Annotated in this window: 19 protein-coding genes and 1 riboswitch; of the genes, 7 read left to right on the top strand and 12 right to left on the bottom strand. The window is 73.7% G+C overall.

Annotated features, from left to right (window positions below; all coding sequences use genetic code 11):
* Window positions 1–122 precede the first annotated feature (122 nt).
* From ACFCLZ_RS32585 to ACFCLZ_RS32575, 3 genes are all read left to right on the top strand, one after another.
* On the top strand, window positions 123–824 hold the full coding sequence (locus tag ACFCLZ_RS32585; protein WP_380281471.1) for a dienelactone hydrolase family protein: 702 nt from the start codon (window positions 123–125) through the stop codon (window positions 822–824).
* A gap of 83 nt (window positions 825–907) precedes the next feature.
* Window positions 908–2,194 (top strand): MFS transporter, encoded by a 1,287-nt coding sequence (locus tag ACFCLZ_RS32580; protein ID WP_380281470.1) that lies wholly within the window; start codon window positions 908–910, stop codon window positions 2,192–2,194.
* A gap of 111 nt (window positions 2,195–2,305) precedes the next feature.
* Window positions 2,306–2,836 (top strand): HAD domain-containing protein, encoded by a 531-nt coding sequence (locus ACFCLZ_RS32575; protein ID WP_380281469.1) that lies wholly within the window; start codon window positions 2,306–2,308, stop codon window positions 2,834–2,836.
* On the opposite strand, the gene ACFCLZ_RS32570 is transcribed toward ACFCLZ_RS32575, so the two are convergent.
* Window positions 2,814–3,608 carry a CPBP family intramembrane glutamic endopeptidase gene (locus ACFCLZ_RS32570; RefSeq protein WP_380286362.1) on the bottom strand — a complete coding sequence of 265 codons (795 nt, stop codon included), beginning with the start codon at window positions 3,606–3,608 and terminating at the stop codon, window positions 2,814–2,816. The two genes, ACFCLZ_RS32575 and ACFCLZ_RS32570, sit on opposite strands and share 23 nt — an antisense overlap.
* Before the next feature lie 105 nt (window positions 3,609–3,713).
* Window positions 3,714–5,219, bottom strand: coding sequence for a glutamate--cysteine ligase (locus tag ACFCLZ_RS32565; RefSeq protein ID WP_380281468.1), 1,506 nt, complete (start codon window positions 5,217–5,219; stop codon window positions 3,714–3,716).
* A gap of 369 nt (window positions 5,220–5,588) precedes the next feature.
* Between ACFCLZ_RS32565 and ACFCLZ_RS32560 the strand changes: the two genes are divergently transcribed.
* Entirely contained in the window at window positions 5,589–6,209 is a 621-nt protein-coding gene (locus ACFCLZ_RS32560) for a hypothetical protein (protein WP_380281467.1), read from the top strand.
* 354 nt (window positions 6,210–6,563) lie between these two features.
* On the top strand, window positions 6,564–6,755 hold the full coding sequence (locus ACFCLZ_RS32555; RefSeq protein ID WP_266273201.1) for a DUF5999 family protein: 192 nt from the start codon (window positions 6,564–6,566) through the stop codon (window positions 6,753–6,755).
* A gap of 88 nt (window positions 6,756–6,843) precedes the next feature.
* Here the strand turns inward: ACFCLZ_RS32555 and gcvP are convergent, their stop codons facing one another.
* Window positions 6,844–9,744 (bottom strand): aminomethyl-transferring glycine dehydrogenase, encoded by a 2,901-nt coding sequence (gcvP, locus tag ACFCLZ_RS32550; RefSeq protein ID WP_380281466.1) that lies wholly within the window; start codon window positions 9,742–9,744, stop codon window positions 6,844–6,846.
* A 240-nt stretch (window positions 9,745–9,984) separates the two neighbouring features.
* Window positions 9,985–10,088: riboswitch (glycine riboswitch) on the bottom strand.
* A 214-nt stretch (window positions 10,089–10,302) separates the two neighbouring features.
* Here gcvP and ACFCLZ_RS32545 point away from each other — a divergent pair.
* A complete protein-coding gene (locus tag ACFCLZ_RS32545) occupies window positions 10,303–11,550 on the top strand; it encodes a PRC and DUF2382 domain-containing protein (protein ID WP_380281465.1) in 1,248 nt (415 codons plus the stop codon).
* A gap of 147 nt (window positions 11,551–11,697) precedes the next feature.
* Window positions 11,698–13,188: an MFS transporter gene (locus tag ACFCLZ_RS32540; RefSeq protein WP_380281464.1), complete on the top strand. Its 1,491-nt coding sequence runs from the start codon at window positions 11,698–11,700 to the stop codon at window positions 13,186–13,188.
* Window positions 13,189–13,348: 160 nt separating this feature from the next.
* Here the strand turns inward: ACFCLZ_RS32540 and ACFCLZ_RS32535 are convergent, their stop codons facing one another.
* From ACFCLZ_RS32535 to ACFCLZ_RS32495, 9 genes are all read right to left on the bottom strand, one after another.
* Window positions 13,349–14,770, bottom strand: coding sequence for a DNA polymerase IV (locus ACFCLZ_RS32535; protein ID WP_380281463.1), 1,422 nt, complete (start codon window positions 14,768–14,770; stop codon window positions 13,349–13,351).
* A gap of 52 nt (window positions 14,771–14,822) precedes the next feature.
* On the bottom strand, window positions 14,823–15,539 hold the full coding sequence (locus ACFCLZ_RS32530) for a vancomycin high temperature exclusion protein (RefSeq protein WP_380286361.1): 717 nt from the start codon (window positions 15,537–15,539) through the stop codon (window positions 14,823–14,825).
* Window positions 15,540–15,647: 108 nt separating this feature from the next.
* Window positions 15,648–16,310: a MerR family transcriptional regulator gene (locus tag ACFCLZ_RS32525; protein WP_380281462.1), complete on the bottom strand. Its 663-nt coding sequence runs from the start codon at window positions 16,308–16,310 to the stop codon at window positions 15,648–15,650.
* A gap of 261 nt (window positions 16,311–16,571) precedes the next feature.
* Window positions 16,572–17,048 carry a bifunctional nuclease family protein gene (locus ACFCLZ_RS32520; RefSeq protein ID WP_030062493.1) on the bottom strand — a complete coding sequence of 159 codons (477 nt, stop codon included), beginning with the start codon at window positions 17,046–17,048 and terminating at the stop codon, window positions 16,572–16,574.
* Between the two features lie 86 nt (window positions 17,049–17,134).
* Window positions 17,135–17,830, bottom strand: coding sequence for a MerR family transcriptional regulator (locus ACFCLZ_RS32515; RefSeq protein ID WP_380286360.1), 696 nt, complete (start codon window positions 17,828–17,830; stop codon window positions 17,135–17,137).
* 179 nt (window positions 17,831–18,009) lie between these two features.
* Entirely contained in the window at window positions 18,010–18,888 is an 879-nt protein-coding gene (locus ACFCLZ_RS32510) for an FHA domain-containing protein (protein WP_380281461.1), read from the bottom strand.
* Window positions 18,889–19,003: 115 nt separating this feature from the next.
* Window positions 19,004–19,900 (bottom strand): DUF881 domain-containing protein, encoded by an 897-nt coding sequence (locus tag ACFCLZ_RS32505; RefSeq protein WP_380286358.1) that lies wholly within the window; start codon window positions 19,898–19,900, stop codon window positions 19,004–19,006.
* Between the two features lie 241 nt (window positions 19,901–20,141).
* Window positions 20,142–20,474, bottom strand: a complete 333-nt coding sequence (locus tag ACFCLZ_RS32500) for a small basic family protein (RefSeq protein WP_380281460.1) — start codon at window positions 20,472–20,474, stop codon at window positions 20,142–20,144.
* Window positions 20,471–21,589 carry a DUF881 domain-containing protein gene (locus ACFCLZ_RS32495; protein ID WP_380281459.1) on the bottom strand — a complete coding sequence of 373 codons (1,119 nt, stop codon included), beginning with the start codon at window positions 21,587–21,589 and terminating at the stop codon, window positions 20,471–20,473. Before ACFCLZ_RS32495 ends, ACFCLZ_RS32500 begins: the two co-directional genes overlap by 4 nt.
* Window positions 21,590–21,691 lie beyond the last annotated feature (102 nt).

Raw genomic sequence — 21,691 nt, 5'->3', positions numbered from 1 at the left:
CGGGCCTTCGCCGCCCCCTCCTCCCCGGCGGGCCGACGGGCCCCGCCGCTCCACGCACCCGGCCACCGACCCGCCACCGACCCGCCGCCGCGCCCGGCGGCCCCGTCCCCCGAGAGGAAGCCATGCCTGACCAGGGCGGCTCCCGGCAGAACGTGACCTTCCCGAGCAACGGCCGCGAGGCCCACGGCTATCTGGCCCGCCCGCCGCAGGGCGTCGGCCCCGGCCTGGTGGTGGTCCAGGAGTGGTGGGGCCTGACCCCGTACCTGGCCGGCGTGGCCGACCGGTTCGCCGCCGAGGGCTTCACCGTCCTCGCGCCGGACCTCTTCGGCGGCGCGACCACCCACGACAGTGCCGAGGCGGCCCGGCTCAGGCGCGAGCTGCCGGTCGGGCGGGCGGTGCGGGACCTGCGCGGCGCGGTCGACCTGCTGCTCGGCCTGGAGGGCGTGGTCGGCGACGCGGTCGGGGTGGTCGGCTTCTGCATGGGCGGCGGATTCGCCCTGCTGCTGGCCGCCGCCGAGGGCGACCGGGTGGCCGCGGCGGTCCCGTTCTACGGTCTGCCGCCCGACCCGGACTTCGAGTACCGGGGCCTGACCGCCCATGTGCTGGGCCACTACGGCGAGCACGACCGCTCGATCCCGATGGCGGCCGTGGACGAGGCCGCGATCCGGATCGGCGAGGCCACCGACGTCCGCCCGGAGATCCACTTCTACCCCGCCGGGCACGCCTTCATGAACGAGGAAGACCTGCTCGGCACCTACGACCCGCTGCAGGCGGAGATCGCCTGGCTGCGCACCGTCACCTTCCTCTGGGGCCACCTCGGCTGAGCCCGGGCGCCGCCCCGGCGGCATCCACCCGGGCGGCCCGGAATCGGATGGACACGGACCATCGGCCCCGGCATAGTCACCGGGTGCAGAGCCAACCGCCCCCTCCTCCCGCCCGCCTCGCCTGGGCGAGCCGCAACTTCCGGATCCAGACCACCGCCACCGTGGTCAGCGGCCTGGGCAACGCCGGCGCCCCGATCGCGACCGCCTTCGCCATCCTGGACGGCGGCGGCTCCACCGGCGACGTCGGCTTCGTCACCGCCGCCCGGCTGCTGCCGACCGTCCTGCTGCTGGTCCTCGGCGGCGCCCTCGCCGACCGGCTGCCGCGCCACCACGTCATGGTCGCCGCCAACGTGTTCAGCGCCGTCTTCCAGGGCGCCCTCGCCGCCGTGGTGCTGACCGGCGATCCGGCCCGCTGGCAGCTGATGCTGCTCTCGGCCGGCGCCGGCGCCGGCTACGCCTTCTACTCCCCCGCCGCCGGCGGCATGATCCTGGAGAGCGTCGCCCCCGAGCACGCCGCCCGGGCCTTCTCGCTCTACCGGATCGGCTTCAACGGCTCGCAGATCGGCGGCGCCGCGCTCGGCGGCGCGCTGACCGCCGCGGTCGGCGCCGGCTGGGTGCTCGCCCTGGACGCGGTCTGCTTCCTGGCCGCCGCCGCACTGCGCTTCCTGCTGGAGCCGCAGGCCCCCGCCGCCCCGGCCCAGGGCGGCGGCATGCTCCGCGACCTGCGCGAGGGCTGGCACGAGTTCTCCTCCCGCCGCTGGCTCTGGGTGATCGTCCTCCAGTTCTCGGTGCTGGTCGCCTGCGTCGGCGCGGTCGAGGCGGTGTACGGGCCCGCCGCCGCGAAGGAGCGGCTCGGCGGCGCCGGGGACTGGGGCCTGGCGATGGCGGCCTACGGCGTCGGCCTGGTCGCCACCGGCGTGCTGATGGCCCGCTGGCAGCCGCGCCGGATCCTGCTGGTCGGCAACTGGGGCGTCTTCCTGTTCGGCGTGCCCGCGCTCGCCCTCGCGGTGTCCGCCCCGCTGCCGGTGCTCTGCGCGGCGATGTTCCTCTCCGGCGTCGGCGTCACCGTCTTCGGCGTCAACTGGATGATCGCCCTGCAGCAGGAGATACCGGCCGAGACGTTCTCCCGGGTCACCGCCTACGACGAGCTGGGCTCGCTCTCGCTGGCGCCGCTCGGCACCGCGATGGCCGGCCCGGTCGCCGACCGGCTCGGCCTGTCCGGCGCGCTCTGGGCCTGCGCGGTGATCTCCCTGGTGCTCAGCGCCGCCGTGCTGCTGGAACCGGAGGTCCGCCGGCTCTCCCGGCGCCGGCCCGTCCCGGACCCGGTGACGCCCGCCGACCCGCACCCCGCACCCGCCGCCACCGGCTGAAACCGCCCGGGCGCACCCCGTGCGCCCCCATGTGCGCCCTCCGGCGGGCAACCGCCGGCGGGCGCGGCACGTCCGACCGTGTGACGACGGATGAGACCTGGGGGACACCCGATGCCCAAGCCACTGCTGTTCCTGGACGTCGACGGCGTGCTCAACCCGGTCTGCCCCGCACCCGAGGCCGACTTCGACGCCCACACCCTGTTCGGCTACACCGTGCTGCTCTCCGCCCGGCACGGCGCCTGGCTGCGCGAGCTGGCCGGCAGCTACGAACTCGTCTGGGCCACCACCTGGGAGGAGCACGCCAACACCCACATCTCCCCCGCGATCGGCCTGCCCGAGCTGCCCTTCGTCCGCTTCACCGGCTACGTCCCGCAGCCCGGCGACCCGCGCGTGCCGATCATGGAACCGCTCTCCGCCCGCAAGTGGGCGCCGCTGCTGCGCCACGCCGCCGGCCGCCCGTTCGCCTGGGTCGACGACGTCATCCCGCCCCGGCTGGTCCGCAACTCCCTGCTGCGCCGCGACCGCCTGCTGCTGACCGTCGACCCCGGCCAGGGCCTGGCGCGCCGCCACGTGGACCGGCTGCTGTCCCGCCCGCCGCGCCCCGGGGCGGTGTCCTCGCTCAACCGGTGGGCAGCCAGCTGACGTGCCCGGCGAGCAGCGCGTACCCGACGAACGCCACCGTGTCGATCAGCGCGTGCGCCACCACCAGCGGCATCACCCGCCCCCACCGCCGGTACAGCAGGCAGAACACCGCGCCCATCACGATGTTGCCGACCAGCCCGCCGACCCCCTGGTACAGGTGGTACGAGCCGCGCAGCAGCGAACTCGCCGCCAGCGCGGCCGGCCACGACCAGCCCAGCTGCCCCAGCCGGCGCAGCAGGTAGCCGAGGACGACGACCTCCTCCAGGATCGCGTTCTGCCAGGCCGACAGCACCAGCACCGGGATCCGCCACCAGACCTCGGGCAGGCCGGACGGCGCGACCGTCAGGTTGTAGCCGGCCGCCTGCGAGGCCAGGTAGAGCGCCAGCCCCGAGCCGCCGATCGCCGCCGCGACCGCCGCGCCCCGGCCGAGGTCGCCCAGCTTGCGCCCGAGGTCGAAGCCGAGCACCCGCAGCGAGGCGCCCTCGCGCACCAGCAGGTAGCCGACCAGCACGACCGGCATCAGGCCGCGGCCGATGTAGTAGAGCTGCCAGACCAGGTCCAGCCAGGGCCGGCCGGGGGCGCGCGAGCCGTTCAGGGTCGCCACCTGCTGGCCCAGCCGGATCGTTTCGGTGAGCGAGCCGGTGAAGCTGATCAGCGCGCTGATGCCGCTCGCCCCGAGCGAGAGGCCGAGGACGATCAGCAGTTCCGCCCCGAGCAGGCGGCGGGTCGGCTTCGCGGTCTCCGGTGCGGTCGGGACGGTCGTCACGGGGATGCTCCAGCACGGGCGGCGGACGGGCGGCGCTCCGGGCGCCGGCGGACGGCCGTCGGCGGACCGGAGCGATCATCCTTCCACAGCGCGCCCGGCGGGCCCGGGGCGCTACCCGACCGGCCAGGTGTGCACCGGCTCGCCGCCGCGCATGTGCTCCATGTACCGGCGGGTCATCGCCGCCAGCGCGGCCGGCCGCTCCATCCCGTACTGCTCGCACAGCCGGTGGAAGGTCGCGCTCTGCCAGGACGCGCCGTTGGTGCGGCGCAGGCAGCGCTGTTCGATGATGCCCAGGTAGCGGTCCCGGTCGGCCGGCTCGACGCCCCACGCGTCCAGGCCCTGGTACGCCATCGGCAGCAGCTCGTTGAGCACCAGGTCGACGGCGGACACGGTGGTCAGCCCGCCGCCGCGCCCGGCCCGGCCCGACCGCGGCCACTGGAACGCCGCGTCGATGCCGTACCGGGCCGCCTGCTGGAAGTTCTCGTCGGCCCGCTCGAACGGCAGCCTGGTCCAGATCGGCCGGGACTGCTCGGCCAGTACCCGCACCACGCCGTAGTAGAACGCGGCGTTGGCGAGCGTGTCGGCCACGGTCGGCCCGGCCGGCAGCGCCCGGTTCTCCACCCGCAGGTGCGGCACCCCGCCGCTGACGTCGTACACCGGCCGGTTCCAGCGGTAGATGGTGCCGTTGTGCAGCCGCATCTCGCCCAGCCGCGGCGCGCCGCCGGAGGCCAGCACCTTGGCCGGGTCCTCGTCGTCGCAGATCGGCAGCAGCGCCGGGAAGTACCGCAGGTTCTCCTCGAACAGGTCGTACGCCGAGTCCACCCAGCGCTCGCCGAACCAGGTGATCGGGCGCACGCCCTGGGCCTTGAGCTCCGCCGAACGGGTGTCGCAGGCCTGCTGGAAGAGCACCGGCCGGGTCTCGCGCCACAGCTCCCGCCCGAACAGGAACGGCGAGTTGGCGCCGAGCGCGAGCTGCGGCCCGCAGATCGCCTGGGCGGCGTTCCACACCGAGGAGAAGCGCTGCGGCGTCACCTGGAGGTGCAGTTGCAGCGAGGTCGCGGCGGCCTCGGCGACCATGGTGATCGACTCCAGCTGGAGGTGCTCGACGCCCTCGATGTCCAGGGTGATGTCCTCGCCCCGGGCGGCCAGGATCTGGTCGCTGAGCAGGCTGTACCGCTGGTTGTGGGACATCGCGTCGAGCCCGGTGTGGTCGAGCTCCAGGGTCGGCAGGATGCCGACCATCACGATCCGCGCGCCGGCTTCCGCGGCCCGCCGGTCGGCGTACTTCAGCCCGGTGTCGAGTTCCTCGCGCAGTTCCTCGAAGACGTGCCCGCAGAGCCGGTGCGGCGCGATGTTGACCTCGATGTTGAAGCGGCCGAGCTCGGTCTGGAAGTCGGCGGAGCCGATCGCGGTGAGCACCTGGGCGTTGTTCAGCAACGGAAGGCCCTGCTCATCGGCGAGGTTGAGCTCGATCTCCACGCCCATGACGCCCTTCGGGCGGTCGAAGCGGTCCTCGCGCAGCATCCGGCCGAGCGCGTCGAGGCAGGACTGGAGCTTGCGCCGGTACATCTGCCGGTCCGACAGGTCCGCCCGGGTCGCCACGACCTTCTCGCCCATGGTCTCCTCCTCCTGAGCCGGCCGGTCCCCGACCGTGCAAGCATCATGCCCACCCCGAAGATCGATACCCGAACGCTTCGATTGGCTTGCATTGCAAGGAAACTGATGCCGTTTCAGTGCATCTGCCGACTTGCCCGGGGCCACCGCCTGTGATAAACAGGTCACCCTGCGCACCTGTTCGAGTAGAATTCGCACTGCGTCAAGGCCCGGCCCGCCATCGCCGCGAGACCCCCGGCGACCACGGCCGCGCCGGCACCGCGATCCTGCCCAACCGGACAAGGCCCAGGCCCCGTCACCGCCGACGCACCAGCCAGCCATGCCGGTATGCCGCACTCGCACGCCGATCTCGCACGGAGAGGCGACCTTGCCATGACTCTGCAGACCCCACAGCCCCCGCCCAGTGCCCTGCGCGCGGTCCTTGCCGCGCTCGACTCGGAGACCGCGCTGCGCCAACCGGCCGCCGCCGCGCTGCGTCATCCGACCGGGCCGCTCCTCCCCGCGCACCCGCTCGCCGTCCACGTCCTGGAGGGGCCGCGGGCCGAACTCGCCGCCGCCCGCCGGACGGGGTGGCGCTTCCTCATCAAGGACGGCACCGAGGTGGCCGCCGCCGCCGAGGTGGTGCAGGGCGCGGAGGGCCACACCTTCTCGCACTTCACCGCCGGTCCGTACCTGGACTCCACGCTCCGGGCGCTGCGCGAGGCCTGGCAGCTCGCCCAGTCCGCCCGCTCCCGCCGCCAGCCGCGGCTGCTGACCTTCCCGGGCCAGTACGCGACGGCCCTGTGGCTGCACAGCCCGGACGGCGGCCCCGGCGCCGACCTGCTGATCCCCCTGGCCCCGGCACCGATGGGCGTCACCGCGCACCGCGCCCACCCGGCCGCCGACGTGCTGCCGCTGCTGGCGCGGACCCCCGTCGCCCGCGCCGCGGTCACCCCACGGCCGCTGCTGCTCGGCGCGCCGGACTCCGCCCCGCTCACCTCCGGGGCACTCTGAGGTCCCGCTCCCCGGGCCGCCCGACACCCGGCCCGCGACCACCCGGTCGGGCCATCCGGCATGGCCCGACCGGGCCGTCCACCGGATGGCCCGGTCGGTGCCGCCCCGGGCCCCCGACCACCTGAACGGGTGATCTCTGCCCGGGGGTTGTGGCGCATGTCACGAAATCGCTGCGCGCGCGTCCGCAGATGCCGACACTGGGAACCAGCGTGGAAGGACCTCCTGTCCTACCCACTCGAGCGCCGGTCCACACCTGGCCCGGCGCCGGACAGGATCCGACCACCGCGGCGGCGCCCGCCGGCCACCGGCGGCACCGCCTCACGGGGAGGATCGCAGAGCGAAGCGAGGGTACGCATGTGCCAGCACCGTCCTGAGTGTCCGTCGGCCGAGTCCGAGGACCGCGAGGCCGCCGTCCCGGTGGCCTGTCACCCCGAGCAGGGCTGGAGCCTGCTCTGCAACGGCGTCCTGCTGTTCGAGGACACCGGTGAGCTGCTGCCCGACGGCCGGGTGATCGCCCCGCGCCGCCCGGCCGCGAGCGCGGTCTGAGCCGCCGGACCGGCACGGGGGAACGAGCGCAACGGGCAGGGCCCCGGCGGACGGATCCGCCGGGGCCCTGCCGCGTGCCGTACGCCGGTCAGACGCCGTACTCCTCCAGCGGCGGGCAGGAGCAGACGAGGTTGCGGTCGCCGTACGCGCCGTCGATCCGGCTGACCGGGGGCCAGTACTTGTCCGCCGGGTTCACCCCGGCCGGGAAGACCGCCTCCTGACGGGTGTAGCCGTGCGCCCAGTCGCCGGCCAGCGCGGCGGCGGTGTGCGGGGCGTTGCGCAACGGGTTGTCGTCCGCCACCCAGGCGCCCGAGCCGACCTTGTCGATCTCGGCCCGGATCTCGATCATCGCGTCGCAGAACCGGTCGATCTCGTACAGGTCCTCGGACTCGGTCGGCTCGATCATCAGCGTGCCGGCCACCGGGAAGGACATCGTCGGCGCGTGGAAGCCGTAGTCGATCAGGCGCTTGGCGATGTCGTCCACCGTCACGCCGGTCTCCTTGGTGAGCGGGCGCAGGTCGATGATGCACTCGTGCGCCACCAGGTCGCCGGGGCCGGTGTAGAGCACCGGGAAGTGCGGGGCCAGCCGCTTGGCGATGTAGTTGGCGTTCAGCACCGCGACCTGGGTGGCGCGCTTGAGGCCCTCGCCGCCCATCAGCCGGACGTACGACCAGGAGATCGGCAGGATGCCCGCCGAGCCCCACGGGGCGGCCGAGATCGGGCCGACGCCGGTGGCCGGGCCGGCCTCCTCCTGGAGCGGGTGGTTCGGCAGGTACGGCGCGAGGTGCGCGCGCACCGCCACCGGGCCGACGCCCGGGCCGCCGCCGCCGTGCGGGATGCAGAAGGTCTTGTGCAGGTTCAGGTGCGAGACGTCGGCGCCGAACTTGCCCGGCTTGGCCAGGCCGACCAGCGCGTTCAGGTTGGCACCGTCGACGTACACCTGGCCGCCGGCCTCGTGCACCAGGCCGCAGATCTCGGTGATCTGGGTCTCGTACACACCGTGGGTGGACGGGTAGGTGACCATCAGCACGGCGAGGCTGTCGCGGTGCTGCTCGATCTTCGCCTTGAGGTCCTCGACGTCGACGTCGCCGTCGACCAGGGTCTTGACCACGACCACGCGCATGCCGGCCATCACCGCGGAGGCGGCGTTGGTGCCGTGCGCGGAGGACGGGATGAGGCAGACGTCGCGCTGGGTGTCGCCGTTGGCGTGGTGGTAGGCGCGGACGGCCAGCAGGCCGGCCAGCTCGCCCTGGGAGCCGGCGTTCGGCTGGATGGAGACGGCGTCGTAGCCGGTCACCTCGACCAGCTGGTGCTCCAGCCCGCGGATCAGGGTGAGGAAGCCCTCGGCCTGGTCGACCGGCGCGAAGGGGTGCAGCTGGCCGAACTCCGGCCAGGTCACCGACTCCATCTCGGTGGTCGCGTTGAGCTTCATGGTGCAGGAGCCCAGCGGGATCATGCCGCGGTCCAGCGCGTAGTCCCGGTCCGACAGGCGGCGCAGGTAGCGCAGCATGGCGGTCTCCGAGCGGTGGCTGTGGAAGACCGGGTGGGTCAGGTACTCGTCCTCGCGCAGCAGCGCGGCGGGCAGCGCGTCGGCGCTCTCCGCCACCTCGACGCCCTCGACGCCGAACGCGGCCCAGACGCCGGCCAGGTGCTCGCGGGTGGTGGTCTCGTCGGTGGAGACCGAGATCCGGTCCGCGCCGTCCTGGAAGACGTTGATGCCCTGGGCGCGGGCGGCGGCGGCGATCTCGGCGGCCCGGCCGGGGACGACCGCGGTGACGGTGTCGAAGAACTCGCCGTGCAGCAGCTCGACGCCGCCGGCCCGCAGGCCCTCGGCGAGGGCGGCGGCGTAGCGGTGGGTGCGGCGCGCGATGTCGGCCAGGCCGTCCGGGCCGTGGTAGACGGCGTACATCGAGGCCATCACGGCGAGCAGCACCTGGGCGGTGCAGATGTTGCTGGTGGCCTTCTCGCGGCGGATGTGCTGCTCGCGGGTCTGCAGGGCCAGGCGGTAGGCGCGGTTGCCGTCGGAGTCGACGGAGACGCCGACCAGGCGGCCGGGCAGCGAGCGGGCGTACTCGGCGCGCACCGCGAGGTAGCCGGCGTGCGGGCCGCCGAAGCCCATCGGCACGCCGAAGCGCTGGGAGGTGCCGCAGGCGATGTCGGCGCCGAGCTCGGCCGGGGACTTCAGCAGGGTGAGGGCGAGCAGGTCGGCGGCGACGGCGACGATCGCGCCCAGGCCGTGGGCCTGCTCGATCACCGGGGCGAGGTCGCGGACCACACCGGTGGCGCCGGGGTACTGGAGCAGGACGCCGAAGACGCCGCGCTCGGCGATCTCGACCGGGATGCCCCCGGACAGGTCGGCGACGACCACCTCGACGCCGGTGGGCACGGCGCGGGTGTTGATCACCGCGACGGTCTGCGGCAGGGTCTCGGCGTCGACCAGGAAGACACCGCCCTTGACCTTGGTGACGCGGCGGGCCAGGGCCATCGCCTCGGCGGCCGCGGTGCCCTCGTCCAGCAGGGAGGAGCCGGAGGTGGGCAGGCCGGTCAGGTCGGAGACCAGGGTCTGGAAGTTGAGCAGCGCCTCCAGGCGGCCCTGCGAGATCTCCGGCTGGTACGGGGTGTACGCGGTGTACCAGGCCGGGTTCTCCATGACGTTGCGCAGGATCACCGGCGGAGTGAAGGTGCCGTAGTAGCCCAGGCCGATCATCGACGTGAGCACGGTGTTGCGGTCGGCCAGCTCGCGCAGTTCGGCGAGGACCTGGGCCTCGCTGCGGCCGGCGGGCAGGTCGAGCGCGGTGATCGAGCGGATCGCCTCGGGGACGGCGGCGGTCGCCAGCTCGTCCAGCGAGCCGAAGCCGACCTGGGCCAGCATCTTCTCCTGCGCGGCGGCGTCGGGGCCGATGTGGCGGGTCTCGAAGGGGCTGGCCTGTTCGAGCTCGGTGAGGGTCGCGGGGGTGATGGGGCGTCCCGAGTTCGGCTGGGCGTTCATGGTGGTCGAGGCCTCCTGGTCACGGACCGGCGGGGGTGCGCACGCCGGGCGCCTCGCCGTTGCGGACAACAGCGGAGCGGCCCGGTCGGACGTACCCGACAGGCCTCCCCCTCTGTCATCGGGACCTGAGAGCTTCGCCCGCACGGAGCGCCGTGGGACGCCCCGCCGGCTTGCACCGTCGGTGAGGGTGGGGTCCGCCGGCTCCCTCGCCCGCGATCCTGCCCTGCTTTCCAGAGTGACCTATCCCGCACGGTACGGATGCCTGAGAGATTCCGGGGAGGAGTTGCTCCTTCGGCGCCCCGACCAGCGGCTTCCGCTGTCGGGGACTCTCCCGAGCGGGCTCGGCGGTCGCGCCCAGGGTACCAGCGGGAGGCACCGCGATCACGGGTGCGTCAGGTCCTTCGGCGACTTCGCGGCTGACGGCGGCGGTGACCCGGTCGGCGCAGCACCGGGCCCGTCCGGCCGCACCCCGCTCGCGCGCGTCCGGTTCATGGCTTTTGGTGTGAAGTGGCGCCGTCCTGCGGGCGTTCCGCGAGCTCACCGCACTGGAGGAAAAGAGTGCAGACCGACATCGACCCCCGGGACCTCATCGGCCACAAGGCGGTCGACCGCAACGGGGACAAGATCGGCACCATCGACGAGGTGTACCTGGACGACACCACCGGCCGGCCCGAATGGGCCGCCGTCCGGACCGGCATCTTCGGCCGGGACGCCTTCGTCCCCCTGACCACGAGCGAGTTCTCCGGCGAGGAGCTGCGGGTGCCCTACGACAAGTCCCTGGTGAAGGAGTCACCGGACTTCGGCGTGGGCCAGCACCTGTCGCCCGCCCAGGAACTCCAGCTCTACCGCTACTACGGGCTGGACACCCCGGCGGCCGGACGGACCTCGCCGGGCGAGGGCCCGGGGGCGGAGCCGGCCGACCTCGACTTCGGCACCACCGCGGGCGCCGGCACCGCGGCGGTGCACCCGCCCGCCGCGAACGGCACGGGCGCGACCAACAGGACCGGCGCGACCGGCGGCACCAACGCGTCCCGCCCGGCCAAGCAGCTCACCTTCCACCGGGCAGCCGACCTCGGCAAGCCGGCCGACCCCACCCCGGAGGCCCCCGTGCGGTCCCCCACCACCCCCGCGCCCGCCGCCCCCGCGGCTCCCCCGGCCGCCGCTCCCGCGCCCGCCACCCCCGCGGCACCCCCCACCGCTCCCGCTCCCGCCGCCGCGGCGCCCACCGCACCGCCGCCGGCCGTCGAGCCGCAACCACAACCGCAGCCACAGCCACAGCCACAGCCACAGCCACAGCCACGGACGCCGCGGACGGAGAGCGGCCCGGCCGCCTCCTCCCGCTCCGGCCCGCTGGAGATCACCTGCCGCGAGGAGCGCCTGGACATCACCACCGAGTGGCACGTGGTCGGCACCGCCCGACTGCGCAAGTACGTGACCACCGAACAGGTGGAGCGCCGGGTCCCGGTGGTCCGCGAGCGGGTCCGGGTCGAACGGATCCCGGTCGGCGAGGCCGAGCGCGCCGCGCTGGACGACAAGGAGATCGCCGAGGCGGTGGAGGAGGTCACCCTGCGCGAGGAGCGCCCGGTGGTCCGCAAGTACCTGACGCCGCTCGAACGGGTCCGCCTGGTGGTCGAGCGGTACACCACCGAGGAGGTGATCCGCGAGGAGCTGCGGCGCGAGCAGGTCGAGGTCCACGACAGCGCCCAGGCCTCCCCGGCCGCTCCGGCGGCACCGGCCGCCCCGACCTCGCCGCCGTCCGCCGCCCCGGCCCCCGCCCGCCCGGTGCCGGCCCGCCCGCTCGCCTGACCCCGCTCCCCCTTGCCGCAGGACCCCGGCCGCCACGGCCGGGGTCCTTCCTTTTTACCAAGGCTTAACCAATGAATATTTGACACACTGAAGTATCTCCCTGCATGGTTACTTCAGTTCATTCACTATGTACGGGAGGAAGCAACCGTGAGTGAGGCACCACAGCCCACCACCGCGGCCGAGAAGCAGAGCAGCGCCCGGGTCCTGCCGGCCCTCATCCTGGCGATGCTGTCGTTCAGCGTGGTGCAGACCGCGGTCGTCCCGATCCTGCCCTCGCTCGCCAAGGAACTCAGCGTCTCCGGCTCCAGCATCACCTGGCTGATGACGGCCAACCTGCTGTCCGCCGCCGTGCTGACCCCCCTGCTGGGCCGCTTCGGCGACCTGCGCGGCCGCAAGCCGATGCTGCTGATCTCCCTCGCCGGCCTGGTCGCGGGCTCCGCGCTCGCGGTCTCCACCCACTCCTTCACCTGGCTGGTCGTCGCCCGCGTGCTGCAGGGCGCCGGCGGTGGCGTGCTGCCGCTCGCCATCAGCATCGTCCGCGACGAGCTGCCCAAGCAGAAGGTGACCGGCGGCGTCGCCGCCATCAGCGCCTCGATGGGCGTCGGCAGCGGCCTCGGCCTGGTCGCCACCGGCCTGCTGCTGGAGCACTGGAGCTACAAGTCGATCTTCTGGATGGGCCTGGTCTTCGGCCTGATCGCGGTCGCCCTGGTCGCCCTGCGGGTGCCCACCGACCCGGTCACCGACAAGGACGGCGGCGCCGACCCGCTCGGCGCGCTCACCCTGGCCGGCTGGCTCTCGGCCCTGCTGGTCGCGGTCAGCCAGGGCAACCACTGGGGCTGGACCTCCACCAAGACCCTCGGCCTGTTCGCCGTCGCCGCCGTGGTCGCCCTGATCTGGGGCGTCATCGAGGTCAAGGTCGCACACCCGCTGGTCGACATGAAGATGATGTCCCGTCCGGCCGTCGCCTTCACCAACCTCGCCGGCCTGCTGATCGGCTTCGGCATGTACGGCTCGTTCATGGTCATCAGCAACTTCGCCCAGACCCCGGAGAAGTTCGCCCACTACGGCTTCACCGCCACCGTGCTGCACGCCGGCGTGATGCTGCTGCCCTCCGCCCTCGGCTCGATGATCGCCGCCCCGCTCGGCGCCCTGCTGATCGCCCGCCGCGGCCCGCGCCTGCCGCTGGTCCTCGGCGGCGTCCTCGGCGCCGTCTCGATGGCCTACCTGGCCCTGCGGCACAGCCACGAGGGCGACATCTACCTCTCCTCGGCGATCTTCGGCCTCGGCATCGGCCTCGCCTTCTCGGCGATGCCCGCCTACATCAACGGCGCCGTCCCGGCCGAGCAGAGCGGCATCGCCAACGGCATGAACGCCGTGCTGCGCACCGTCGGCGGTGCGATCGGCACCGCCGTCATGGCCGCCATCCTCACCGGCGACACCATGAAGCTGCCGATCCCGGTCTCGCTGCCCACCCTGGACGCCTACGAGCACGCGTTCTGGACCGCCGCGGTGGTCTGCGCCGTGGCCGGCGCCGTCCCCTTCCTCATCCGCACCGTCAAGCCGGTCACCCTCGTGACCGAGGGCAACCGGACCGCGGACCTGACCTCCGGCCGGGAGCCGGTGAAGACCGACGCCTGACGAGGCGTCCGACCCCGTGCCCAGGGACAGGGCGCGGGGGCCGGACCCGGACGGTCGCCGAGGGCATCGCGACCGTCCGAGGCCCGGAACCGCACGCGGCCCCACCCGGCTCCCCCGCCGGGTGGGGCCGCTTCGCGTCCCGCCGCTGCCTGCCGCCCGGCTACGGCTGGTCCTCGTTCCCGTCCCCGTTCCCGTCCTCGTCCGACGCGACCGGCCACCCCTCGCGCAGCGGCAGCGGCCTGGCCGGCTCCAGCGCCGGATCCTCGATCGCGAAGGTCCGCACCCGCCCCGGCCCGCTCCACGGCGTCTCGAAGCGCACCGTCACCCGGCCCACCCCGCTGCCCTGCACCCACCCCGGCCCGTGCTCCGCGTGGTGCACGTCCTGCCCGGGCAGCCAGCGCCGCACCACCGCGGCCTCCTCCTCGGACGCCTCCGGCTCCCCCTCCGGGCCGTCCCCCGCCGCCGCGGCCTGCGCCTCCTCCCGGACGGCCTGCGCGAACAGGTCCTCCTGGGTGTAGTCGGCCAGTTGCGCCACGCCGACGCCCAGCAGCCGCACCCCGCCCGTGATGTCCACCTGCGCGACCAGCCGCCGGGCCGTCTCCACGATCACCGTCTCGTCGTCCGTCGGGCCGCGCAGCGTCTCGGAACGGGTCAGCGTCGAGAAGTCGAAGCGCCGGACCTTCAGCACCACCGTCCGCCCCGAACGCCCAGCTCCGCGCAGCCGCCGCACGCAGCGCAGCGCGAGCGTCTCCACCTCGCGCAGCACCCGGTCCCGGTCCGCGAGGTCCACCTCGAAGGTGTCCTCCACCGAGACCGACTTGGCGTCCTGGTCCGCCACCACCGGCCGGTCGTCCAGGCCTATCGACATCTGGTGGACGCCGGCCCCGTGCGCCTTGCCCAGCAGCTGCACCAGCTCCGCCTCGCCCGCCTCGGCGAGCTCGGCCACCGTGCTCAGCCCCGCCCGGCGCAGCACCTGCTCGGTCGCCGGGCCGATCCCCGGCAGCGCCCGCACCGGCATCGGCCCGAGCACCGCCCGCTCCTGGCCCGGCTCGATCAGCACCAGCCCGTCCGGCTTGGCCCGCTCGGAGGCGATCTTGGCCATCAGCTTCGACCCGGCCGCGCCGACCGAGGCGGTCAGCCCGGTGCGCCGCTCGATGTCCGCCCGCAGGTCCTCCGCCAGGGCCAGCACCAGCCGCTCCCCCGTGCCGTGCTCCGCCTCCGCCAGCACCGGGCCGTAGGGGCCGGCCTCCAGGTCGACGAAGGCCTCGTCCAGGCTCAGCGGCTGCACCAGCGGCGACAGCTCCCGCAGCAGCGCCATCACCAGCTCGCTCACCTGCCGGTAGGCCTCGAAGCGTCCGGTCAGGAAGGCCGCGTTCGGGCAGAGCCGGCGCGCCTGGGCCATCGGCATCGCCGAGTGCACCCCGAACCGCCGCGCCTCGTAGGAGGCGGTCGAGACCACCCCGCGCCCGCCCAGCCCGCCGACGATCACCGGCTTGCCGCGCAGGCTCGGCTTGGCCGCCTGCTCCACCGACGCGAAGAAGGCGTCCATGTCGAGGTGGATGATGCTCGGCAGTGACCGCACCCGCCGATCATGCCGTACCGGTCCGACAACGCCGCCGAACCCGGCCGCCGCCTCAGCGCGCCGCCTGCTCCCGGCCCGCCTCGGCCAGCGCCCTCGGTACGCCCGGCTCGCTCGGGCCGAGGAACAGCGGGTCCGGCCGCAGCCAGGCGTTCAGCGCCGCCTTCCCGGCCCCCGGGATCTCCCGGAACCCGCCGTACAGCCAGGTGGCGTCCCGCACCTCCGGCACCCCCACCGCGTACGACTCGATGCCCGCCGCCTCGCAGAGCGCCAGCGCCCGGCGGACGTGGAAGTCCTGGCTCACCAGCACCGCCCGGTCCACCCCGAAGATCCGGTGCGCCCGGGTGCAGGAGTCCCAGGTGTCGAACCCCGCGTAGTCGCCGACCACCCGCGCCTGCGGCACCCCGTGCTCGATCAGGTAGCCGCGCATCGCGTCGGTCTCGTCGTAGCTCACCCGGCTGTTGTCACCGGTCACCAGGATCGCCTGGACCTTCCCCGTCCCGTACAGCTCCACCGCCGCGTCCAGGCGGTGCGCCAGGTACGGCGAGGGCTTGCCGTCGAACAGCCCGGCGCCGAACACCACCGCCACCGGGGCCGGGGGCGCGCTCGCCACCGTGCCCACCCGGTCCCCCGCCGCCAGCCACAGCCACGCACTGGGCGCGAGCGCCACCACGCAGCCGACCGTCACCAGCTGGAACAGCCGCCGCTGCACCGGCCGCCGGCGCAACCGCAGGCCGAGCCGCGCCGCCCGGCGCGCCGGCAGGCCGGGGATCCCGGATCCGAACCGCACGTGCCCTCCCTCGTCTGGGGTCACCGGGCACGACGACGCCGTGGGCCCGGACGGTTCCCCGTCCGGGCCCACGGCGTCACTCGACGACTGCTAGACCGCCCGGTTGCGCCGCTGCGCCAGCTCGTCCGCCGGGTCCTGGCCGACCACCGTCTCCCCGGTGTCGGTGCGCTCCGCGTGCAGCCGCACCAGGGTCAGCTCCAGCTCCCGCCAGACCGCGCCGACCGCGATCCCGAAGACCCCCTGGCCGCCCTTCATCAGGTCGATCACCTGCTGGGGCGTCGTGCACTCGTACACCGTCGCGCCGTCGCACATCAGCGTCAGTCCGGCCAGATCGGCGATCTCGGCGGCCTGCAGATGGGCGACCGCCACCCGGATGTTCTGCAACGAGACGCCGGCGTCCAGCAGCCGCTTGACGATCTTCAGCAACAGGATGTCGCGGAAGCTGTAGAGCCGCTGGCTGCTCGCCGGGTACACCGAACGGACGCTGGGCTCCAACAGGCCGGTACGGGCCCAGTAGTCCAGCTGGCGGTAGGTGATCCCGGCCGCCGCGCAGGCGGTCGGGCCCCGGTAGCCGATCAGCTCGGACGTCGGCGAGAGCCGCTCCAGGGCCGGCTGGCCGGGCTGCACCGCCGGGAACCGACCCACCCTCGGCAGCTCCGTCGTCCGGGGCAGTTCGGTCACCGTGCGGGCGGTGCGCGGCAGGTGTACGGCGCACAGGCCTCCCGCGGCCACTTCATCGCCAGTGCCGGTCATGCCTACCTCCGTCCACTCGTGCTACGGGCAACCCCGACCGCGGGCGATCGGAACACCCGGGCAGCCCCTCCTGACGGTAGGCAGTCCCCTATGGCCCGTCAACGATCGCCACGCCGAGCCGAACAGACCGGATCACTCAGGAGGGTGGTTTTTCGTGCCCCTAGTGTGGGTAGGTGGAGGCATTTTGGCAAAACAGCCGCAGCGCCTGCGACACAGCGGCCCTCCGGCCGGTTCCGCAGCGCCCGGGGCCGCTCCGCGCCGCTACTGCGGGCCGCCCCCGCCGAAGTCCTCCGGCGACACCTGGTCGAGGAACTCGCGGAACTTCTCGACCTCGTCCTCCTGCTCGTCCGGGATCGCGATGCCCGCCTCGGCGAGCACCTCCTCGCTCCCGTAGATCGGCGTACCGGTGCGCAGCGCCAGCGCTATCGCGTCGGACGGCCGGGCGCTCACCTCCACCCCGCCGGCGAAGACCAGCTCGGCGTAGAAGACGCCCTCGCGCAGATCGGTGATCCGGACCTCGGTGAGCTGCTGGCCGAGCGCCTCCAGGACGTCCTTGAACAGGTCGTGCGTCAGCGGGCGCACCGGCGTCATGCCCTGCTGGGCGAAGGCGATCGCGGTCGCCTCGCCGGGGCCGATCCAGATCGGCAGGTACCGATCGCCCCCGACCTCCCGCAGCAGCACGATCGGCTGGTTGGAAGGCATCTCCACCCGGACACCCACGACGTCGAGCTCATTCACACAGGCAACCCTATGGCTCCCGACCCGGATATGAAAGCGCAGCGCCGACGCCGCTGGTCAGGGCGTTGGATACGAAGGGGTCGGTGTTATGAACGGATCCGCAGACCGGCCTGGACCATCGCCGCGTGCAGTCGGACGGACAGCGTCGCGAGCTCCCTGGCGGTGGCCTCGGCGTGCGCCCTGGTCTGCGGGTTGCGGTGCCGCCGCAGCGGCGCCACCACCTGTTCGACCAGCGCGACCTCCCGGTCCGCCGCCGCCTTCATGGCCCGCAGGTGGCGCGGCTCGAGACCGAACCGGCCGAGCTCGGCGACCAGCCGGGCGACCTGCAGCGCCTCGCCGTCGTAACCGCCGTCCGGCCCGGCCGCGACCAGCCCGTAGGACTCCCACTCGGCCAGTGCTGCCTCACCGGCCTCGGCGGCCGCCAGCAGCTCGGCCCGGCCCAGCCGGACCCCGGCGGAGGCCTCAACCGAGGCGGTCAGCTCGCGGTCCGCCTCCTCCAGCGGCCCGGGCCGGGTGTCCGCGGCCGCGGGCAGCGCGGGCGGGCTCTCGCCGCGCTCGATCGCGTCGAGGTGCTCGCGGATCACCCGCAGCGGCAGGTAGTGGTCGCGCTGCATCCGCAGCACGTAGGCCAGCCGCTCGACGTCGGCCGGGCTGAACTTGCGGTACCCCGAGGGTGTGCGCTGCGGCTCGACCAGCCCCTCCGCCTCCAGGAAGCGGATCTTGGAGATGGTGACCTCGGGGAAGTCGTCGCGCAGGAAGGCCAGGACGGCGCCGATGCTCAACAGCTCGTCACCACCGCGCCGCCGCCCGGCGGGCCGGTCCGGCCGGACCGGCTGCCTGGGGGCCGCGACCACCGCCCGCGCGCCCTGGTCCGGCCGGGGACCGGACGACGCGGGGGCGGCCGCCCCGAGAGGAGAGGAAGGGGTGTTCGGACTCACTCGGGCTCCTGCCGACGTTGGTTTCAGTACCCCCGGTTGTGGCTGGCGAAGAAGACCAGCCGGTACTTCCCGATCTGCACCTCGTCGCCGTTGTTCAGGGCGACCTCGTCGATCCGCTCCCGGTTGACGTAGGTGCCGTTCAGGCTGCCGACGTCGGCCACGGTGAAGCCGCCGCCCGGCGTCCGGCGGAACTCCACGTGCTTGCGGGAGACCGTGACGTCGTCCAGGAAGATGTCCCCCTGCGGGTGACGCCCGGCCGTGGTCTTGTCCGAGTCCAGCAGGAACCGGCTGCCGGAGTTCGGGCCGCGCTGGACGATCAGCAGCGCCGAGCCCGGGGGCAGCGCGTCGATCGCCGCCAGCACCTCGGCCGAGAGCGCCGGCGTGCCGGTCCCGGTCGTGGTGTTGGGGTCGTAGGACTCCAGGCCCGAGATCGAGATGGTCGAGGTGGTCTCGGCCGACCCCTCGGGCAGCAGCCCGCCGCGCAGCGCCGTACCGCAGTTGGAGCAGAAGCGCGCCGAGGCCGGGTTCGGGTTGCCGCACCTGGGGCACGGAGTGGGGCCAGCCATGTTCACACCCTCCTGGCGCGGCACACCCGACGGGTTGTGCCCGGCGTACGGGTCCGGGGCGAACCCTCCACCAGAGGTTGAGGGTCCTGTCGGGAAACCTATGCGCGGGGCGCCGGAGGGGTCAACCGACGCGCCGTAGCCCGCCTGATTCCCCGCGTACTGGGCTCCGGCGCCGTCCCGGAACAGCGGACGCTCGGCGTACTCCGCGCCCTCGGGGGCGGAGCGCATGCCCGGCACGGCGGGCTCGTCGTCCCGGCGGTGCAGCGCGGTGGGCGCCTCCGCCGCGGCCGCGTTGCGGCCCTTGTTGCGACCGAACAACTTCGAGAAGAAACTCACGGGCGAATCCCCTTGCGTGTGACAGACCCGCCCGTGGGGCAGGGTGAGAACCTCGGACAGGGTGCGGGCCCGGTCGTGGATCGGGCCGGCAGGAACGGCACTCCGAACATGACGGTCACTTCGGAGCCGGCTTGGCGTACTGCGGCGTCTTCGGATCGACGAGGGCGTCGACGACCACCTTCTGCTGCTCGGAGATCGTCGCGCGCGCCTGGTGACTCTCCAGGGTACGGACCACACCGCCCGGAATGTTCAACGCGGGCGTGAGGTCCTGCGGATTCCCCACGACGGTGAAGCGGTAGGGCGCCGAGACCTTCTTGCCATCGATCTGCACACCGCCGCCGGACACGTCCGTGAAGTAGGTGTTGACCACCACGCGCACATCGTTGATCTGAATCGCCTCCGCCCCCGCCGCTCGGAGTTCCTGCAGGGTGTCCAGCAGCATATCTGCCTTCACCTGCCCTTGGGGATCATCGACCGTCAGTACGATGCCCGGACCGGTGGCCCGGACGGTCCCGGCGAGAACACCGAGTTCCGTCGCTTTCTTCCTGGTCTGCTCCTGGGCCTCCTTGGCCTGGTTGGAGCTGTTCTCCAACTTGGCCAGGGACTGCTCCAACTCCGCCTTCTCCTGCTGGAGACGCTGCTGACGGCTGTCCAGTTCGTCCAGGATCCGGACCAGGTCCTCCTGGCGCGCCCCGCGCAGCTGGCTGTGGTGGTCGTTGGTCGAGCGGACCTGGATCGCCAGCCCCAGGCCGAGCGAGAACAGCAGCAGGGCCACCACCAGCTGACCGCGCGACAGCCGCGGCGGCCACAGCGCGGCCATCAGCCGCCGCCGTCCGGCGTGCCGGTCGACGGTCTGGGCGGACACCGACATCGGCGCGTGCTCGGGCTCCTCCTGGTCGCCCTCGGTCTCCGGCTCCTCCTCGGGCTCCGGCTCCTCCGCGGGTTCCGGAGTCCCGGAGTCCGCAGCGGGCGCCTCCGCCGCCACTTCCGGCGCACGCGCGGGCACAGGCATCACCGCGGGGGCGCGCTCGGGAGCAGGCGGGGCGGCCTCGGCCCCGGGCCCGGCGTCCGACCCCGCGCGCGGAGCCTCCGCGGACCGCCCGGGCACCGCCTCGGGGGTCTTCCGCACCGCGGCCTCGTCGACCGGCGCGGTCACCGCCTCGCCCGCGGGCCCTTCCCCGCGCTTCGCGTCCTGCACAACTTCTCCCGCCGATCCGTCCACTTTCTCCTCCGCCGCGCGCCCGCGGTCCGGCTCAGGCACGGAAGACATGGCGCCGGATGGCCGCGGCGTTGGAGAAGATGCGGATGCCGAGGACGACGACCACGCCCGTCGACAGCTGCGAGCCGACGCCGAGCTGATCGCCGAGGAAGACGATCAGCGCCGCCACCACCACGTTGGACAGGAACGAGACGAAGAACACCTTGTCGTCGAAGATCCCGTCCAGCATCGCGCGGACGCCGCCGAACACCGCGTCCAGCGCCGCCACCACCGCGATCGGCAGGTAGGGCACCACGACGTCGGGCACCTCGGGCTGGACGAAGAGTCCGACGACGACCCCGATCACGAGACCCAGTACGGCAATCACGGTGTAGCTGCTCCTGTCGCTGCGGAGGACGACCCGGTGGTGGTCGAGGTGGTCGGGCGGGGGGCCGTGCTTCTGGAGGCCGGGGCACTCGGCGAGCGCTTCCCGCTCGCCTTCGCCGACGGCGACGCCTCGGCGGACGGGCTCGCGGACGAACCTCCCGTCGGAGCCGGGCCCGCGGCGGGACTGCCGGTCGGGCTCGCCGGCGAACTCCCGGTCGGGCTCGCGGTCGGCGAGGCCTCGGGGGTGGCGGGCTGGGCGGTCCGCAGCGTGACACCGACGGCGGCCGGCAGGGTGAGGCTCTTCTGCGCCGAGATGGTCGACTTGATGCCGTACCTCTCCTGCAGCAACCGCAGGTACTGGCCCGCCATGGCACTCTCGAAGGCGCTCACCAGCCGGGTCCCGTCCCCGAGCGCCTGCACGGTGTACGGCGGCACCAGCGGCCGGTTGTCCACCAGCACGGCCTCACCGGCCGCACGGATCGCCGAGAGCGCGGTGAGCCGCTGCCCGTTGATCGAGACGGCCTCCGCGCCCGAGGCCCAGAGTCCGTTCACCACCAGCTGGAGGTCCCGGTCACGCAACCGTCCGCTGTTGGAGAAGCCCTGCCCGGCGCGCGGATCGACGTTCCCGCCGGTGCCGGTGCCGGGCGCGTCCTCCACCACCAGCTTCACGCCGGGTCCGGTCACCTCGCCGAGGCCGACCACGCCGGCCACCGCCGCCGCGTCGCCGTCGCCCGAGGCGAGCGCCTGCTGCTGGGTGCTCTCGACCTTCCGGCGCAGGTCCTGGACCTGCTGCTGGAGGCGGTCGGCGGAGCCGTTGGCATCGTTGATCCGGTGGATCAGGGCGTCGCGCTCCTTGGCCAGCGTCGGCTCCGCCTTGTGCGCGTTCACCGCCCCGACCGTGACCACCGCGCCGACGAGCGCCAGCCCGGCCCCCAGCGTCAGCAGGCCACGGGCCGTCCCCGGTATCCGGTACGGCCCGTCCCCGCCCCGCGCGGCCGCCGCCTCGGCGTAGCCCTCGTCCAGGCTGTGGTCCATGACGTTGGTCAGCAGGGACATCGAGGCATCCGGACGGTTGAACCGTCCACTGCTGGCACCCTGCCCCGGCGTCGCTGACATGCGGACCATCGTCCCATGTCGCACGAGGGCCCCGCGCACGCCCCCTGACCTGCAAACATGCCAAACCGGGCGGACCGTGACCAACCGCGCGAAACGGACGGC

This window comes from Kitasatospora purpeofusca, assembly GCF_042691725.1.
Classification (GTDB): Bacteria; Actinomycetota; Actinomycetes; order Streptomycetales; family Streptomycetaceae; genus Kitasatospora; species Kitasatospora purpeofusca_B.
Note: the sequence above shows the minus strand (reverse complement) of the source record. Positions and strands in the feature narration are given on the sequence as shown.